The organism is Sphingobacteriales bacterium (genome assembly GCA_016706405.1).
Classification (GTDB): domain Bacteria; phylum Bacteroidota; class Bacteroidia; order Chitinophagales; family UBA2359; genus BJ6.
This window is the reverse complement of record JADJJT010000002.1, coordinates 117974-136927: the sequence shown is the minus strand read 5'-3', so window position 1 is coordinate 136927 and position 18954 is coordinate 117974. Positions and strand designations below refer to the sequence as shown.

At 40.9% G+C, this 18954-nt stretch carries 15 protein-coding genes and 1 pseudogene; 8 read left to right on the top strand and 8 right to left on the bottom strand.

The features are described from left to right. Nucleotides 1-517 precede the first annotated feature (517 nt). Both IPI59_06945 and IPI59_06940 read left to right on the top strand, forming a co-directional pair. Nucleotides 518-2884 carry an FHA domain-containing protein gene (locus tag IPI59_06945; protein MBK7527276.1) on the top strand — a complete coding sequence of 789 codons (2367 nt, stop codon included), beginning with the start codon at nt 518-520 and terminating at the stop codon, nt 2882-2884. Nucleotides 2885-2900: 16 nt separating this feature from the next. After that, nucleotides 2901-3626, top strand: coding sequence for an SAM-dependent methyltransferase (locus IPI59_06940; GenBank protein MBK7527275.1), 726 nt, complete (start codon nt 2901-2903; stop codon nt 3624-3626). A gap of 116 nt (nt 3627-3742) precedes the next feature. Here the strand turns inward: IPI59_06940 and IPI59_06935 are convergent, their stop codons facing one another. From IPI59_06935 to IPI59_06910, 6 genes and pseudogenes are all read right to left on the bottom strand, one after another. Further along, entirely contained in the window at nt 3743-4744 is a 1002-nt protein-coding gene (locus IPI59_06935; protein ID MBK7527274.1) for a KpsF/GutQ family sugar-phosphate isomerase, read from the bottom strand. A gap of 7 nt (nt 4745-4751) precedes the next feature. Beyond that, a complete protein-coding gene (locus IPI59_06930; protein ID MBK7527273.1) occupies nt 4752-5912 on the bottom strand; it encodes a glycosyltransferase in 1161 nt (386 codons plus the stop codon). Nucleotides 5913-5992: 80 nt separating this feature from the next. Next, nucleotides 5993-7312: a UDP-N-acetylglucosamine 1-carboxyvinyltransferase gene (gene murA, locus IPI59_06925; protein MBK7527272.1), complete on the bottom strand. Its 1320-nt coding sequence runs from the start codon at nt 7310-7312 to the stop codon at nt 5993-5995. Between the two features lie 37 nt (nt 7313-7349). Beyond that, nucleotides 7350-8066, bottom strand: coding sequence for a DUF4290 domain-containing protein (locus tag IPI59_06920; GenBank protein ID MBK7527271.1), 717 nt, complete (start codon nt 8064-8066; stop codon nt 7350-7352). Nucleotides 8067-8282: 216 nt separating this feature from the next. Then, nucleotides 8283-9086, bottom strand: coding sequence for a polyphosphate kinase (locus IPI59_06915; GenBank protein ID MBK7527270.1), 804 nt, complete (start codon nt 9084-9086; stop codon nt 8283-8285). Between the two features lie 109 nt (nt 9087-9195). Further along, nucleotides 9196-9962: pseudogene (locus IPI59_06910) on the bottom strand (IS5 family transposase). Between the two features lie 433 nt (nt 9963-10395). Here IPI59_06910 and IPI59_06905 point away from each other — a divergent pair. The 3 genes from IPI59_06905 to IPI59_06895 all read left to right on the top strand — a co-directional run bounded on the left by IPI59_06905 (nt 10396) and on the right by IPI59_06895 (nt 12617). Beyond that, nucleotides 10396-11169 (top strand): outer membrane beta-barrel protein, encoded by a 774-nt coding sequence (locus tag IPI59_06905; protein MBK7527269.1) that lies wholly within the window; start codon nt 10396-10398, stop codon nt 11167-11169. 81 nt (nt 11170-11250) lie between these two features. Then, nucleotides 11251-12105 carry an acyltransferase family protein gene (locus tag IPI59_06900; GenBank protein ID MBK7527268.1) on the top strand — a complete coding sequence of 285 codons (855 nt, stop codon included), beginning with the start codon at nt 11251-11253 and terminating at the stop codon, nt 12103-12105. Nucleotides 12106-12140: 35 nt separating this feature from the next. Further along, the gene (locus IPI59_06895; GenBank protein ID MBK7527267.1) at nt 12141-12617 is read left to right on the top strand and encodes a DinB family protein; all 477 of its coding nucleotides are present in this window, start codon (nt 12141-12143) and stop codon (nt 12615-12617) included. A 337-nt stretch (nt 12618-12954) separates the two neighbouring features. On the opposite strand, the gene IPI59_06890 is transcribed toward IPI59_06895, so the two are convergent. Both IPI59_06890 and IPI59_06885 read right to left on the bottom strand, forming a co-directional pair. Further along, entirely contained in the window at nt 12955-13185 is a 231-nt protein-coding gene (locus tag IPI59_06890; GenBank protein MBK7527266.1) for a type II toxin-antitoxin system PemK/MazF family toxin, read from the bottom strand. Nucleotides 13186-13726: 541 nt separating this feature from the next. Further along, entirely contained in the window at nt 13727-14566 is an 840-nt protein-coding gene (locus tag IPI59_06885) for an NYN domain-containing protein (protein MBK7527265.1), read from the bottom strand. 220 nt (nt 14567-14786) lie between these two features. On the opposite strand from IPI59_06885, the gene aspS reads away from it, so the two are divergent. From aspS to IPI59_06870, 3 genes are all read left to right on the top strand, one after another. Then, the gene (aspS, locus tag IPI59_06880) at nt 14787-16538 is read left to right on the top strand and encodes an aspartate--tRNA ligase (protein ID MBK7527264.1); all 1752 of its coding nucleotides are present in this window, start codon (nt 14787-14789) and stop codon (nt 16536-16538) included. Between the two features lie 343 nt (nt 16539-16881). Then, a complete protein-coding gene (locus IPI59_06875; GenBank protein ID MBK7527263.1) occupies nt 16882-17955 on the top strand; it encodes a DUF4835 family protein in 1074 nt (357 codons plus the stop codon). A 514-nt stretch (nt 17956-18469) separates the two neighbouring features. After that, a complete protein-coding gene (locus IPI59_06870; GenBank protein ID MBK7527262.1) occupies nt 18470-18778 on the top strand; it encodes an HU family DNA-binding protein in 309 nt (102 codons plus the stop codon). Nucleotides 18779-18954: the final 176 nt, after the last annotated feature.

The window sequence follows — 18954 nt, the reverse complement described above, 5'->3', positions numbered from 1 at the left end:
TAATAATTTTTACTATTAGAAAACAAAATTTTATTGCCGTTTTTTGCTCAAATATATAAATTTATTTTTTGATTATGTGTAGTTTGCTCAAAAACAAGCAGCCTAAGTTGTTACACTATTTCCACCGCTTAGAACCCAAAGGGTTCAAAGGTTTATAGAATGGGTTGTATTGGGTTTTTATGCGACCTCGTTGGGGTCGAACTATTTATGTATTGGGTTTTCTATAAACACAATATCCCTACGGGATTGGTTAGACGGATTCATTTATTTATTGACCCCAAAATAAAGCTGCCCCCTGTTTAGTTTTTTTATATTTTATTTCCGGAAAAGTACTTGTTGCATCCAATTTCATAAAAAATGCCAATTTATAGCCCTCAATCGGACTAACCTGCGTATCTTCGCAGTTTTTTGCTTAATTTGCCCTCCTTATTTTGTTAGCTCCTTGCCTTGCAAGCACCGCTCCAACTATTTGCCGTTATAAATTGAAGCCCTGAGCTAAATTGTATTAAATGTAATTATGCATTTACCATTTGCCCGCCTATTACTTTACCGAAACAACGACACCTTACTGCGCCGCTTTGTACTAAAACAAGGCGCAGAAGGTACAATAGTAATAGGTCGTAAAGGCTTTGGTGCAACCATTGAACTCGACAACCCTTATATTTCGCGCAAGCACGCACAAATTGAAATTTTAGCCAACGGCACCCTTTGGGTGCGCGACCTTAACAGTGCCGGTGGTACGTATGTAAATGGCCAAATTATTACACTACACGAGCTAAAACACACCGATTCGGTTGAGTTTGGCTCAGATGGAAACGGCTACCGGATAGTGCTCGAAATGGTGCTGGTCGAAACAAATAACGCGCTATCAGATGATTCAGCACCCCGCCCAAATGACCTGCCCAGCGCACACCTTGCCAGCGATTTGGTAATGACGGATTACCAAAATGCCGACTTAGCATCGTTAGTAGCCTCGAAAGGACACATTATTATTGGCCGCGCCGAAGACTGCGACATTAGACTGCCGCAACTAACTATAACCCGCTACCACGCAAGCATTACCCTTGAAAACGGGCAATATGTGCTGCGCGATTTAGACTCGAAAAATGGCGTTTTTGTTAATGGCATCCGGATTAAAGAGCCTACTATTTTAACCGACAAAGACGATATTAATATAGGTGCTTACCGTTTCAGGCTGCGCAAACCCGTCGAAGATATCCGGAAACAAAAAGCTATTGTTGCCGAAGGGCTAATCAGAACGGTAAACAACGGGCAAACAGCCATATTGCGCGAAGTATCCTTTAAAATTCCGGCGCAAGAGCTTGTAGCAGTTATGGGGCCTTCCGGATGTGGAAAATCAACCCTGTTAAAAGCACTAAATGGCGATGTGCCGGCAACAAGCGGGCGTGTACTAATTCATGGCATTGATTTATATGCCAATTACGACTACCTAAAACGCTTAATTGGCTACGTACCCCAAGACGATATTGTTCATAAAGAACTTACCGTTGAACAATCTTTGTTTTATGCGGCAAAACTGCGCCTGTCCGGCGATGTAAGTGACGAAGATATCCGGAAAAAAATAGATGCCGTATTAGCCAATCTTAATATTGCCGATGCCGAATTGCGCCACCGCCGCGTAGGCGAGCTTTCGGGAGGCCAGCGCAAACGCATATCTATTGCCGTTGAACTGCTAACCGACCCCTCGGTATTATTTTTAGACGAGCCTACCTCGCCCCTTGACCCCGAAACCATCGAAGAGTTTTTACTGTGTTTGCAAAGCCTGGCACGCAAAGGCACCACTATTGTAATGGTTACACACAAACCCGACGATTTGTACTACGTAAACCGTGTGCTTTTTTTGGCCAAAGGTGGATTTTTAACTTATTTTGGCGACAAAAATAACTACTTGTCGTTTTTTAATGCTAAAAACGTGATTGAGGTTTATGCTAAAAACCGCACCTTAGAGCAAGGCGCAATGTGGGCCGAAAAATTTAACGGCAGTATAGGCGAGTCGGGGGTAATACACCGCGCTAACCCCGAAATAAGCAAACAGCGCAACGAAAATGTTTTAAAACAATGGTGGTGGCTAACCGCAAGGTATTTTCATATAAAACTTAGCGACCGCACCAATACTTTGTTCATGCTATTACAAGCCCCCATAATTGCAGGCTTGTTGGCTTTAATTTTTAAAGAAGTCGAGCTTAGCGTATTGTTTTTTATGACTATTTCGGCTATATGGTTTGGAACTAATAATAGCGCAAAAGAAATTGTTGGCGAATTGCCCATTTACCGGCGCGAACGCATGTTTAATTTGCGGGTTGGGCCCTATTTGTTTTCAAAAATTGCTGTACTTACTTTGTTTTCAGTTGTGCAAGCTTTGCTGTTCGTGGGTATTGTTCATTTTTTTATTGGTACTGAAAGTTTGGCTATGCAAAATTTTTGGCCCATGACCTTTTGGATGGCCTACCTTGCATTTTCGGCAACTTTGATGGGTTTATTTCTGTCGTCTCAAATGAACAACACCGAAAAAGTTATGACGGTAATACCAGTAGTTTTGATTCCACAAATTATTTTGGCGGGCGTAATAACTACCATCCCCGAAAAAAGTGTGGTCGAAGTGGCCTCGTATGGCATGTACTCGCGTTGGGGTACGCAAGGTTTTACCTTTATCCAAGACAGTATTAGAAGTTACAGTATTGTAAATCCGGCAAAACCCGATAGTTTGGCTTATAAAACCGTTTATGGCCCCGATTTTTTAAATTTGCCCAACACACCCGGATTTTCTGAAACATTACAAACTAATTTTGTAGCCATTACTATTTTAAACATTTTATTTTTTGCAGGCATGTGGTGGGCTATGCGCAAAAAAGATTCCTTGTAAATAAAACAGAGCTTAAATGTCTTTACCCGGCGCGCTATATTTATTGCCCAATTTATTAAATGGCACCGATACAAGCATTATTGCCCCTTCGGTACAGGCTTTGCTGCCTAAAATTGGTGGGTATATTGTTGAAGACCTGCGCAATGCCCGGCGTTATTTACTTCAATTAGGATTGCGCGAGGCCGGCATAACTATTGATAGCTTAATTTGGATTGAATTAGACAAACATCATCCGGCAAGCCAAAATTTTTCCGGATGCTGGGAATTATCGCAGCAAAAAGGCATCAATTGGGGCTTGTTAAGCGAGGCGGGCTGCCCGGCCATTGCCGACCCCGGCTCGGTGGTTGTACGGTCGGCACATAAAGCTGGCATTGTAGTAAAACCGCAGCCCAGCCCCTCGTCCTTGTTAATGGCTTTGATGGCCTCGGGCTGTAATGGGCAGCAATTTGCATTTTTGGGTTATTTGCCCATACAAGCTGGCGCTAAAACAGCAGCCTTAAAAAAAGCAGGTCAAAATGCCGCCAATTTGGGGCAATCGCAAATTATCATCGAAACGCCCTACCGCAACGATGCCCTGCTTACCGAAATGATAGCCACCCTTCACCCCGAACGTTGGTTATGCGTAGCCGCCGATTTAACCTTGCCTACCGAGCAAATTTGGGCGCAATCGGTAGCAACATGGCGCAGTTTGCCCACCTTACCCAAACTAAATAAACGGCCTGCTGTTTTTATTATCGGATAAAATAAAAAGATTGTTCGCATTTGCTTGAGTTATCAATAGCAATAAATCCGGAGAAAGTAAAACTGGCTTTCTCCGGATTTTATTTTTTAGTTTTAAAACATCTAATTTGTTTTGCCCTAAACAATACCTTCGCGCACCAAGTCGTGGATATGCACCATGCCTGCATAATAACCTTGTTCGTTTAATGCCACCACTTGCGATATTTTATGTTGTCGTATTAACTCGTGCGCATTAATTGCCAAATCGGTGTTTAATACTGTTACAGGCTTATGGCTCATTACATCCGAAGCGGTTAAACTTAGCCAGTTTTGTCCTTTATTTAACATGGCGCGGCGCAAATCGCCGTCTGTAATTATGCCTATAACAACCAACTGCGTGGGTTGGGGCAAACACACTGCCACAGCACCTAACCGCCCTGCCGATATAGCCAATAAAACCTCGTGAAGCGGTGCAGTAGGCAAAACATTGGGCGTGAGGTTAAGTGCACAAATATCGGCAACCCGCAAATAAAGGCGTTTACCCAAATTGCCCCCCGGATGAAAACGCGCAAAATCGTTAGGCGAAAAATTGCGCAATTCTAACACACAAACAGCCAAAGCATCGCCCATAGCTAATTGGGCAGTAGTGCTGGCGGTGGGTGCTAAGTTTAAAGGGCAAGCTTCGCGCGTTATTTGGGTACAAAGGACAAAATCGGCATTTTTTGCTAAAAACGAGTCGGGGTTTCCTGTTAGGGCAACTAACGGGTGGCCGCCCATGCAAATAAGAGGTGCTAAAACCTTTACTTCGGGGGTTTCGCCACTATTCGACAAACAAATTACTATATCGTCTTGGCAAACCATACCTAAATCGCCATGAATAGCATCGGCGGCGTGCATAAAAAGGGCCGGCGTGCCTGTTGAGTTAAAAGTAGCGGCAATTTTTTGGGCAATGGCAGCACTTTTACCAATTCCGGTTAGCACTACCCGGCCTTTACTTTGCCATATATTAAGGGTGCACTGCACAAAATCGTCATTAATAAACTGTATCAGGTTTTGGATGGCGGCAGCCTCAATGCTTAGGGTGCGTTTAGCCGATTGGGCAATTTGCTCAAAGCGCGACAGGTTTTGGTTTTTTTCCATTGTCAATTTAGGTACTTCTCGAATAATTACTTGGGTGAAGATTGTTTAATACGTCCTCGTAGTGTTGTAAAGTTTTTTGGGCGGTAATTTGCTTGCCGAATTGTTGTACTAATTTGCTGGCTTGTTCAATAATTTGGTTTTTTAACGCTGGGTCTTGTAAAAGGCGCAGTACTTGTTGCGCCAAAAGGTATGGGTTTTCGGGCGGTGCTAACAATCCGGTTTTTTCAGGTTGAACAATTTCGGGGATACCGCCTGCTGCTGTTGCAACCACTGGTATTTTGCAGGCAAAAGCATCGAGTATGGAGGTGCCTAAACCTTCGGTTGATGAGGTCATTAAAAAGAGGTCTAAGCAGGGTAAAATTTCCGGAATATTGGTTTTAAATCCGGATAAAGTAATATGTTTTTGCAAGTGATTTTCATCAATAAAGGCCTGTGCTTTGCTGCGTTCGCTGCCTTCGCCAATCCAAACAAAATGAGCGGGCAAGCCCCCGGCCAATAATAATTTAGCTGTTTGTAAAAAAACAAGGGGGCTTTTATGGGGTGCTAAGGCAGCTACATTGCCAATTAGCCATGTATAGGGCGCTGCTGCCTCCTTGCCTACTAATTCGTTGCGCAGCAGTTGGCGTTTTGTTTCCGACAGCGGTGGGGCGGACAAAAACCGCGATAAGTCAATGCCGCTATGTACTGTTTGTACAGTTTGAGGTACGTGTTTTGTGCCTTGTAGTACTATTTTCCGGATGGTATCGGAAACGCAAAGAATCCGTTTTAACGAAGGGTGGTGGTATTTATATTGTGTCCATGCGTTTTTTTTAAGGGCAAAATCAACGCGCCTCGATAATATCCAAGGCGTTTTAAGGCCAAACAACATAGCGGCAAGGGCGGCAAAACCGTGTGCTGCCGAGTCGTGCAGGTGTAGTAGTTGTATTTTGTTTTGTTTGCAAAACCGGGCTAAACGCCAAGCATACACTAAATTGATTTTAGCAACCAAAGGGGTGGTAAAAACAGGCCATTTTTGTTGTTGCGCAAAGGCGGCCAAGGCCGAATTTTTGCTACAAAAAAGCCATTGTTGTATTTTATAGGGTTGTTTTTGTAACTGCTCAAACAAATAGGCCACTTGTTGCTCGCCGCCGCGCCATGTTAAGGCCGTAGCAATATGCAAAACACGCATTGGAGGTGTTGGGGCATTCATCCGGAAGTAAAGTGGATAGTAGTAGTGGTCAAAATCAATCTAAAACAGCTCATAAATGACTAAAGCCGCCTGATTTCGGCACCAATTGCTTGGAGGCGGGTATCAATTTGCTGATAGCCTCGGTCAATTTGGTCAATATTGCTAATTACACTTTTTCCTTTGGCCGATAGTGCGGCAATTAACAAGGCAATACCTGCTCTAATATCGGGCGAGGACATGGGTAATCCGCGCAAAGGCATAAGTCGCTCGAGGCCAATTACAACGGCTCGGTGGGGGTCGCATAAAATAATTTGAGCGCCCATATCAATTAGTTTGTCGGTAAAAAACAGCCTGCTTTCGAACATTTTTTGGTGTATTAATACACTGCCGTGTGCCTGCGTGGCTGTTACCAACAAAATACTAAGCAGGTCGGGGTTTACGCCCGGCCAGGGGTGGTCGTAGATGGTTAGTATTGAGCCGTCAATAAATTTTTGTATTTCGTAGCTGTCTTGGGCTGGGACATGTATATCGTTTCCTGAAAAATTTATTTCGATACCAAGTTTTTTAAAGGGGTTTATAGCGGGTATAAATTCATGGGGGTAGGCATTTTTAATAATAATATCGGATTGGGTAATTGCTGCCATGCCAATAAAACTGCCAATTTCGAGCATATCGGGCAATATGCGGTGCTGGCAACCGTTTAATTTTTGCACTCCTTCGATATGGAGTAAGTTTGAACCAATTCCCGATATTTTTGCCCCCATAAGGTTGAGCATTTTGCAAAGTTGCTGGATGTACGGTTCGCAGGCGGCATTAAAAATTGTGGTAAGCCCTTGTGCCAATACAGCAGCCATTAGCACGTTGGCGGTTCCGGTAACAGAGGCTTCTTCAAGCAAAATATAGGCACCCACCAATCCCTGTTTTGAGGCGGTTGAGATATTAAAGGCGCCGGTTTGGTCATCATAAGTAAAGACAGCGCCCAATGCCTGCAAGCCTAAAAAGTGCGTATCGAGGCGGCGACGGCCAATTTTATCGCCACCTGGGCGGGGTAAAAAGGCCATTTTAAAGCGGCCAAGCAAGGGGCCTAAAATCATAGCCGAGCCGCGCAGTTTTCCGGTTTGTTTTTTAAATGCTTCCGAATGTAAATAGTCTAAATCAATATTATCGGCCTGAAAAACAAAGGTATCGGCAGTTTGGCGGGTTGTTTTTACACCAATACTTTCTAATATTTCAATTAGGTGCATTACATCTAAAATATTAGGAATATTTGAGATAGTAACGGGTTGGTCGGTTAGCAATACCGCCGATATAATTTCTAAAGCTTCGTTTTTTGCGCCTTGTACCTCTATGTTTCCGGATAGGCGTTTGCCGCCTATTACTTCAAAAGCTGCTTGTTGCATTTAAAAATTAAAATTTTAATTTATTTTTTATTTGGTTTTACCTAAACCGCTTGCGTTTGCCCATTTTTGCTGTTTTGTTGCCACTACTGCTTACATTGCTTAGGTGTTGGGTGTTGTAGTTAACTTCTTTGTTTGCAGCGGCAGCACGTTTTCGGCTTCGTTTTCGGCTGCTGCGCGAGCTAATAGGTTGGTCGCCAATATGCAGTTGCCCATCTGAAAGTTTATCTAACTCGGTTCGTACTATATCGTCGTTAGGAATTTCTTTATTCCACATTTTATAAGCCTGCTTCAAAAAGCTAATTACCAGGCGCAACATGGCAGCTTTTTTAATTGGGTTGTCGCAGTTTATGGTTTGTTCAATTAGTTCGGGTAGGTATTTACCGTAATGCCGGCGTTTTACCTGATTTTGTGGATATTTAAGGCGTTGAGGTTTTGTAAAACGTTCTTCTTCGGTTGGTTTTTCATAGTCGGCAATAATATTTAGGCGGTATCCGGAAATAATGTACAGGTCGGTTAGCAGTCTGGGTTTAATATTTTCAATACCGCGCAAGTGGGGGTACATTTGCAGCAGCATGTTTACAATATATTTTACAAATGCTGTGCGGCGGTTAAGGTCGGGTATAGCTAACGCTTTTTCAACCAAACGAACAATACTTCGACCATATTCTTTAAAAATTAGGGGTTTTTGGTCGGTATTGTATAAAAATTCCGTTGGTTTTGTAGTGGAAATAGTATTATTCTTGTTGTTATTCATTTAAACAAATTGAAAATTTGTTGTTTTTAATTGAGATAAAAACAACAGGTATTTTAGTTTATTAGTAAAGGTGTGGCGCTTAATAATCAAACAAAGTTACGGCAATTATTTTAATGCACGTTAAATTTTATGCTGCGGGGGTGGGTTTAGTAGGTGTCGAGGCAATATTTTACGGGTTAGCGGCCTTATTTTTTGAAGGGCAAACTTATATCCTGCCTATTTTGATTTTTTCTTACCGTCAAATTTGTTAATAATAGCTTTTACTTCCGGATTTTCGTAGTCAATTTCTCCGGGCGGGTATTGCAGGTTCAGTTTTTCTAAAGCAGTAACGAGGGTGTTTAAAATATAAAACTCTTTGTACCAATTTTGGTCTGAGGGAACAATATGCCAGGGCAAATTGGGGCCACACTGGGTAAGGCAGTCGTTATACACGCGTATATAGTCGTTCCACTGTTGCGCTTTGCGCAAATCTTCCATCCCAAATTTCCAGTGTTTTTGGGGGTCAACAAGGCGGTCGTAAAAACGTTCTTGTTGTTCGTCTTTTGATATATGCAAGTAAAATTTAAATACCATTGTGCCCTCGTTAATTAAAAGTTGCTCAAAATTGTTTAAAATTTCGAAGCGTTTGGCGGCCTTTGCATCGTCAACCCAACCTTCAACGCGGGTAATTAGCACTTCTTCGTAATGCGAGCGGTCAAACACCTGAATCATACCTTTGGCGGGTGTAGCGGCGTGTACGCGCCATAAAAAATCGTGGGCTTTTTCTTCGGTGCTGGGCACTTTAAACGATTTTACTCGAATGCCCATTGGGTTTACGCAGTCGAACACTTTTTTTACAGCGCCACTTTTACCGCTTCCGTCTAAGCCTTGTAAAACAATTAGTAAGCCGCGTTTGCCTTCGGCAAAAAGCAGTTCTTGCAGTTCGCCCATGCGCTCTTGAAGGTTTTTTGTTTGCTCTTTAATGGCGTCTTTATCTAAATGGTCGGGGGCTTTAGTGCTTATATGGTTAAGGTTAATCATGGTGTAAAATAATAAATAATGATAAAAAACGGCTAAAAATAAGTACAATTATTGGGGTAAAAAAATATTGCCCGCATTTTTGATGCAAGTTTTAGAGCCTGTCTAAATTTTATTTTCTAATTCTATTAAGCATCAATTTTATCATGGCAAGTTGGATCATTGTCTGGCTCGTTTCGGTTTGGAACTCAAAGTCTTTACTCAATCTTCGATAGCTTTCGAGCAATGCAAAAGTTCTTTCAACAATCCATCTTTTTGGCAATACTTCGAATTTCGAGGCTGTATTCGATCTACTTACAACCTCAACCACCCACCCAAACGTTTTGCGGGTATTTTCAATTAACTCGCCTCTATACCCGCCATCAGCTACTATCTTTACCAATCTGCAAAACCTGCCTCTGAGGTCAGCTATAACCATTGGGGCTGATTTACTGTCATGCTCATTTGCCGCATGAACCACAACCGCTAAAAGTAGTCCCATTGTATCTACAATAATATGCCGCTTTCTGCCTTTAACTTTTTACCCCCGTCAATCCCTCTGCACAAGCCTCCGACGCTTGTTGTCTTTACGCTCTGGCTATCAATTATACCAACACTTGGCGATGAAGCCCTGCCTGCTTGCTTTCGAGTCTTATCCCTGAGTATTTCATGGATGAGTTCTATCGTCCCATCCTTCTTCCACTTGGTAAAATAGTAGTAAACAAGCTTCCATGACGGAAAATGGAACGGCAGCATGCGCCATTGACAGCCAGCTTTAAGCAAATAGAACAGCGCATTAAAAATTTCTCTTAAACTGTGTTTTCGTTTCCGTTTGTCGTCTAAAATGCCTAATATTGCACTCCATTGACTATCGGTGAGACTGCTTGGGTAGGTTTTCATTTTACTTTATGTGTTTGATTTTCATAAAGCTATGAATTATTATTTAAACGTCAAACTGATAGTCTTTTATTCACATCTCTTTTAATAACTTTTTTCCTATCAATTTTTAGGACTGGCATGCCAATTTTTAATTTTTAGACAGTCTCTAAAACAACGAAAAGCGTCATTTAAAGCTATTTTAGATGCTTATTGGCAGTAAAAATATCCGGAAACGCCTTTTCGCTGCTTTACATTTTGTAATTTTGCCGTTTATTAACGCCAAGATAGATTATTTTTATTGCGAAGAATAAATAAAAATCCGGAAAAGTGAATTCAAATACATCCGGAATATAAATTACTGCGTCTGTTTTTTATCTGGTTAAAAACTAATTATTATGTTTTGTTTATAGTAAGCAGGGCATTTAAACTATTCAACAAAAATAAACAATTTTACATGAATAACATTTTTTCAATTCGACTGTTTGGTTTATTAGTATTTGTATTATTAGGATTATTTTTAGGTAGCCTTACAAATTTTAAAGCACAGGCGCAACCGCCAGCCACTGCTAACAAACAATCTAAAATTACGGCCAAGGGGCTAAACAAGCAACTCGACACCCGCGAACGCCTTATTTTTGAACTTACCCACGACCGTTGGCAAAACACCCCCGATGGGGTTAAAACAAAATGGTATAACCGGGGCTTTAACGCCTTTGTGCTATACGATTACGCCTTAATTGGCCGAAACCTTAGCTTAGGATTTGGCGGCGGCATTGCCAACAACAATATTTACAACAATGCGAAATTAGTAAATTTGGATACAACGGCTATATTAGTGCCAATCTCGGACTCGCTATACCAGTACAAAAAAAACAAACTGGCTACTTCGTGGTTCGAAATTCCCTTAGAACTTCGCTTCAGAACCAACCCCGACAAAATTAATAAAACCTTTAAAATTGCACTTGGTTTGCGCGGTGGATACTTATTAGACTCAAAAATTAAATACAAAGGCGAGGATTTAACCAACACTGCCGGCACCGGAGACAATGTTTTTATAAAAACCAAACGTTTGCCACATATTAGCAAATACCGGTTAGGTTATACCGCGCGTGTGGGCTACGCCAATTTTAATTTATTTTGGTATCAGTCGCTAACCCCATTGTTTAAAAAAGGCGAAGGCCCCGATATTATTCCTTTTTCAATAGGTTTTAGTTTTAACAGTTTGTAATACCCCAAAATTGGGTAACGGCACGAATTCAAAGCACGACCGCCGCTATATTATATTATTTTTTATTTATTTTACTATGGTATGACCGACCAAGAACGTTTTTACACGCCTCCTTCGGCAGAGTTATTACACCAGTTAACCAAGCCATTGCGCGCTTGGTTTTCGCCACAGTATTTTGGCCTTGAAAACCTCGATGCTGCGCATCCGGTAATGGTGGTAGCGAACCATACTATTTATGGGGCGTTCGATTTTAGTTTGTATTTTACCAAATTGTATCGGAAAAAAGGCATTGTTTTGAGGGCTTTGGGCGACCATTTTCATTATCAAATTCCCGGATGGCGAAATATAGTACAACAATTGGGGGTTGTGCGCGGAACGCCCGAAAACTGCGCCGAACTAATGCAGGAGGGTGCCTTTATTTTGGTTTATCCTGGCGGTAGCCGCGAGGTGTTTAAACGCAAAGGCGAGCAGCATCAGGTTATTTGGAAACAACGCACTGGTTTTGTAAAATTAGCTATAAAATATGGCTACGATATTGTACCTTTGGCTGCCTACGGTCCGGATTTTGCCTACGAAATCATTAAAGACAGCAACGATATTTTAAATTCGTTTTGGGGGCGATTGCTTAATTTTTCGGGCTTATTAAATGGTCCGCTAAAAAACGGTGAACGCTTGCCACCCGTAGTAAAAGGTGTTGGTAATACCATTATACCGCGCCCCGAAAAATTTTATTTTTCGTTTGGGCAGCCCATTACCACTTCGCTCTACCAAAATAAAAATAATAACAAAGAAGAACTTAGTGACGAAATTTTATTTGAACTAAGGCAACAAATAATTGACAGTATTGAAACACAGATGGAAATTCTAAAACAAATTCGCGAAAACGACCAGCAGCAAGTTTGGTGGCGCAAGGTGCTAAAGAAAATAAATTCGTAACTTAAAACCTGAAACAACCTAAATTAAACAATACCATGTCCACTACCCCGGTAGCATACACAGCCAAAGTAAATCATAGTGTACTACATAAAAACATAGCGCAAATAACCGCCGCCGAAAGTTTACAGCACCTGCCAGCCCAAATTGCCAGCTTAAATTGGTTGTTGGGGCATTTGGTTTTTTCGCGGATCGAAATTTTGCGCGATTTTAATACCAATACCGACCATTTGCTGCCCAACGAGCAATTTACAACCTACCAAACCCTTTACGACCGCGGCACCACCGCTTACGACCACCCGGCTGATAACTATATTGATTTTGAAACCCTAAAAGCTCAGTTTGATGCCACGCAGCCCTTGTATTTGGGTGTAATTGAGCAATTAAGTGCAACCGACGAAGCAACAATCAAAAATTTAGGCCGGATGAATTTTTACAATTTTCACGAGTCGTACCACATTGGGCAAATGGGCATTATACGCAAATTATTAGGCCATCAAGGCGCTATAAAATAAAGTTTTTAAGAAGGCAATTTTAAAAAATGGTGGCACATTTGAACAATCATTAAATTTAATATTTTTACTTCCGGATAGCTAAAAAACCAGCTCGCCTCAAACATTCAAACGAGTGCCGTTAGGCTACCGCTCTACGAGTCATACAAAGTAAAAAAAAGCAGCAACCTTTTGTTTGGGAGTTGCTGCTTTTTATTATTTCAAGAATAATGATTCTTTTATAGATTCTATTATTTTTCCTATTTTTTCCTTAAATTGCTCTGGGGTTTGGCCCTGCTTTTCGAAAAATTTAATTAGGCTGTAATTAATTGTTTGTACATTCCCTAAATTAATCATAGACTTAAATTTCAAACCCATTACAGGTTGATGTTCTGTTGGAATTTCTATATACCAAGGTTTCCTGTTCTAATTTTTTTGTTACACAAGCTACACATAGCTGTTTCAGTGTTTCATCATTAACGATAACCATTACAGGTCTTAGTTTATAAGTTTGGCCGTCGGAGTTTGGGAATGGCACCCAAATGACATCGCCACTTTGTAAGCCCTGTAAAGCTCTTGGGTCTGTCGGCATAGGGGGAGGAATTTAGAAATGAATTGCATAATTAATTTGTTTTAAAATTTTTAGATTAGAACTCATAAGAGTTGCTATGTTTTCGCGCCAAGACAATTGCATATACATTGGCATAAAGATGTTAATTTTACTTATAATTTATAATAATATTTGACATGATATCCATCTCAGGATCGTCCCAATCTTCCTCCATGCTGCTAAGAATAGTCCTTAGTTCCAAGGCCTCTGCTTGCGTGTAGCCTAAGTCGCTTATGTTTAATGATTTGTTATTATGGATACGCTCGCATTGTAACACGTGTAAATCTGCCTTCAGTGATTCCAAAAGGATTTCAAGCTGTTCGATGCGACTTTGTAAGGATTGAATAGTGGGCACCATAAATAAAGTAATTTTTACAAAAATACAGCAAAAACCGTAATTGATACCATTTGAGCTTATTTAAAAAAAAACAGATTAGATATTTTGAAATCCGTCTAAACTAAAATATAGGAGCAATCTACATTCCGGATTGAGCCTTGGGGCAGAAAACGCCAACTTTGTTCCCTACTCCTTTTTTTTCAACGAAAAAGTCAGTCCGTCTTTATGCGTAACCATTTGATAATTTGGAGACAGCGAATCACAAAATTTTTTAAACGAATTGCAACCAAAATTTCTATGGTCAAAAGTAGGGTCAACTTTGCGCAATGCCTCCGAAAACCTCGATAATAAGGCTTGCCCCGTGTCAATATCAACAACCATTGCAAATGCCGTTTCAATTTGTTTTAGGTTAATAGGCTTTACACTTGCGTTTTTAAGCAAACCAATTACGTCTAAATCAATTTTATCAATAATTTTAAGTCCGGGCAAACTTGGTGTTTGGCGGCTCATAACCGGTTCAACTTTAGCCGGTTTATTGTTTTCAACTGCTTTCTTCTCTGTTGGATCTTTAGTTTCTTTCGCTTCGACAACGGGTTGAAGTATTTCCGAAAAAATAAACTTTTCACAAGCTTTTACAAAGGCTTCCGGAGTATGCGATTTGCCAATTCCCATTATAAATAAACCCTCTTCCCTAACGCGGTGCGCAAGTCCGGTATAATCACTGTCGCTCGAAACAATACAAATTCCGTCAATTAATTTAGAGTGCAGCAAGTCCATGGCATCAATTATTAAGGCGGTGTCGGTCGAGTTTTTGGCAGTAGTATAAGCAAATTTTTGCATGGGTCTTACGGCGTGTTTGTTAAGTTGCTCTTTCCAACTTCTCATGCTGTTATCGGTCCAGTCGGCATAAATACGTTTTATTGTTACTTTTCCAAAACTGCCAGCCTCGTCAATATATTGCTGTATAAGTCCGCTTTCGGCGTTGTCGCCGTCTATTAAAATAGCTATTTTATTTTCTGTGGACATTTGTAGTTTAAGTTTTGCACAAATATAGGGCATGTTTGCTTTTGTACAAGCAAAAGGCGCAAGTATTTTGCATCCGGAAAATTTGCTGTAACTTTGCCGGCCTTATGCCCTACCCTACTTGGTATCGTGCATCGTATTTCATTTTACATCATCTTATTTTTTCATAAATTATATACTCTGGCAATTACAACGCATAAACTTGCCAGGCTTTTTTACGCTTATGTTTCGTACACATACCTGTGGCGAGTTGCGCCTTTCGCACACTAATAAAACTACTACCCTTGCGGGCTGGGTACACCGGGTGCGCCAACTTGGCGGTATGACCTTTGTTGACTTGCGCGACCGCTACGGCATTACGCAATTAGTGTTTAACCAGGCAACCGATGCCGCCCTTTGTAACGCCGCCAATCAATTAGGCCGCGAGTTTGTGGTTAGTGTTACGGGTGTGGTATGCGAGCGCAGCAGCAAAAATGCCAATTTACCAACCGGCGATATCGAAATTGCCGCCCAAACCCTTACTGTGCTTAACGCCAGCGAACTGCCACCCTTTACCATTGAAACCGAAACAGACGGTGGCGACGAACTGCGTATGAAATACCGTTACCTCGACTTGCGCCGTCCGCCTGTACAAAACAACCTTATTTTACGCCATAATATTGCCCAAGAAACCCGCCGCTTTTTATGCGACAACGGCTTTTTAGAAATTGAAACGCCTTTTTTAATTAAAAGTACCCCTGAAGGTGCGCGCGATTTTGTAGTACCAAGCCGCATGAACCAAGGACAGTTTTATGCGCTGCCGCAAAGTCCGCAAACGTTTAAGCAATTGCTTATGGTAAGCGGTTACGACAAGTATTTTCAAATTGTGCGCTGCTTTAGAGATGAAGATTTGCGCGCCGACCGCCAGCCTGAGTTTACCCAAATTGACTGCGAAATGGCTTTTGTTGAGCGCGAAGATGTGCTGCAACTTTTTGAAGCCTTATTGCAACATATTTTTAAATACGTGAAGCAATACGATTTAGGCGAAATTGTCCGGATGAGCCACGACGACGCCATGCGTTTATATGGCATTGATAAGCCCGATATCAGGTTTGGCCTAACCTTTACCGAGCTTAATCAATTGGCTAAAGGCAAAGGTTTCGGAGTTTTTGACGAAGCCGAGCTAATTGTAGGTATTTGTGCCCCTAATTGTGCCGAATATACCCGCAAACAATTAGATGAATTAACCGACTGGGTAAAACGCCCTCAAATAGGGGCAAAAGGTTTAGTGTATGTACAATGCAAACCCGACGGCACCTACAAATCGAGTGTTGATAAATTTTATAGCCAGGCCGATTTAGCGCAATGGGCTGCCGCTATGGGGGCAAAGCCCGGCGACCTTTTATTGGTGCTTAGTGGCGAAACTTACCGCGTGCGCAAACAACTTGGCGAGTTGCGCCTGCATATTGGCACCCAATTAGGTTTGCGCAACCCTAACGAATTTAAAGCCTTATGGGTACTTGATTTTCCGTTGTTAGAATGGGTAGAGGAAGACCAACGTTATATTGCTTGCCACCACCCATTTACACGCCCTAAAGCAACGCCCGCCGGATGGGAAAATACGCCGCCCGACCAACTTAAAGCCGAAGCTTACGACTTAGTGCTGAATGGCAACGAAATTGCCGGCGGCAGCATACGCATACACGAGCGCGCATTACAAGAAAAAATGTTTGAACTGCTGGGTATTGGCAAAGCCGAAGCCGAAGAAAAATTTGGATTTTTAATGAAAGCTTTTCAGTACGGAGCGCCGCCGCACGGAGGGCTGGCCTTTGGTTTTGACCGGCTTTGTGCTATATTGGGCGGCAGCGAAAGCATCCGCGATTTTATTGCCTTTCCTAAAAATAACAGTGGCCGCGACACCATGCTTAACGCGCCATCGGGCATTGACGAAAAGCAATACCGCGAACTACAAATTGCCAGTATAGTTAAACCATAGGCTATAATTGGAAGTTAATATTTATCAATACATAGACAGTCTTTTATTAATTCCGGATGATTTTTAGTTTTTAAGGTAGCTATGTCTAATAATAAAATTTGGCTTTATGTTTGTTATTGAAAAAAATAAACTTAATTTTGCCAACACATAGCAGCCTAATGTTTAGGTAAAACGTTTTGTTTGATGATAATTATTCTTTTTATTCCGGAAAGAAAACAGGTTACGGCGAGGCTACAAAACTAAATATCCGGATAAATTAATTTTGCTCTAATATAAAAGCCTCTTCCTCCTTGTTATCAATGCAATAGCAGCAAATAGCACTTTTTTAAATAAAATTATAGATATGCGTAATATTTTAGTTTCATTTGTGGTCTTTTTTACCTTGGGTTCTTTGCCCTATTTTACGGCTAAGGCTCAAGAAATTAATGCCCGTATAACCATTAACACCCCCAAACTTGTTACCGTTGACCCGCAGGTTTTTAAAACTCTTGAAAACGAATTGCGCGAATTTATTAATAACCGCAAATGGACAGACGAGGTATATAAACCAGAAGAACGAATTTCGTTAAACCTTGGCATAAGTATAAGCGAAGAACTTGGAGCAACCTATTTTAAGGCCAGCGCCAATATACAAGCAAGCCGTCCGGTGTATAACTCGGCCTATCAAACGGCTATTATTAACCATGTTGATAAAGATTTTGATTTTGAATACGCTGAATATCAACCGCTTGAATTTAACGAAAACGGCTATGCTTTAGAAATTACGCATTTGGTAGCCTACTATGTTTATTTAACACTGGGCTTAGACCAAAACAGTTTTTCTGCCGATGCCGGAAATCCTTTTTTAATTAAAGCACAAGCTTTGTGCAATAACGCCCAACAGTCGAAAAATAAAGGTTGGAAGGCATTTGAAGGTAACCGCAACCGTTATTGGATTGTTGAAAACTTACTTAGCAGTAAATATAAAATGTTTAACCAAGGCTGGTACACCTACCACCGCATGGGCTTAGACCAAATGTACAACAAAGCCAACGATGCCCGTAATGCTATTTTAGAAGCCTTAACTAATATACAAAACGCTAATCAACAAAGCCCTAATGTGGTTGCGCTATCCTTGTTTTTAAATGCCAAAAGCAACGAAATACTATCTATTTTTAATAACGACCAAGTATTGCCGCAAGACAAAACTAAAGCCTACAACGCCTTAGTTGACCTTGACCCGGCAAACACCGAAAAATATAAAACTTTACGAACAATACCAAAATTACAACAACCTGGCAGCATGGGGGGCGGCATTATAAACCCCAACTCCGACTCGCGGTCTATACAACAAAATGTGGGCTTCCCTGCGGGGCCTGGCAATCAATCGCGACCTCAACCTGCTAATAGTAATATGTTTCCGAGAGGAGGTGGTTAAGTATTATATTTATGCCGCCCATAATTTTTCTCGGAATTGCAAAGAAGACGTGTATTATTCGTAATTCTATGGGCAAAACTTGTGTTTTATGCTCTCTTGGACTTTCCGTAGAGCAAGATGACTACATACACATTGTAATTATTTTAAATTAAAATTCTTATCTGTTATGCCGGCACTTGTTTTACTGCATACACTTACCAAGGCGGTAAAGTTTAATATTTCTTTGAAAATAGTGATGTTTTTAGTAATATTCTGTTTTTTTTGTGGCTAAAAATACTTACAACCAATAAAATAATTACCTTTGCCACTTACTTAAATAGTGATTAACTAATAATTTTTATTATTGTTATTTTTTAAAATTAAAAATTAAGCTATTATTAAAATCATATTGGGTAGTTACTTTAAACAGTTAATTTATTATTTTTGGCCTAATTTTAGCTATACTATAATTTAGCAAAGCAAAACTATTAATTTATTATCACCTAAATCCTTAATCAAACCCAAGTTAATAATTATGAATAAAGCAGAACTCATAGATAAAATTGCCGGTGCCTCGGGTATTACCAAAGTACAGGCTGGAGCTGCATTAAATGCCACTATTGATGCTATTAAAGATGCCTTAAAAACGGGCGATAAAGTTACATTAGTAGGCTTTGGCACATTTTCGGTAGGCGAACGCAAAGCGCGTACCGGCCGGAACCCTAAAACCGGAAAAGAATTAAATATTGCTGCAAAAAAAGTAGCCCGGTTTAAAGCCGGAAAAAATCTTGACGATAGTATTAACCCCGCACCTAAAAAACCATCGGGCAAAAAAGGCAAATAAACATTTATTACCTTACTTGTCTTTTTCCCGCTGTAATTATTTTTTTGATCCTGTTACTTAGGCTAATTATTATAAGAACTAATTAATTTTGTTCTATTGTACGCCTTCGAACGATACCAATTTAGCACCTCCATCCGGAGAATAAATTAATAGTGCTTTGTGTGGTTCGCTCGAAG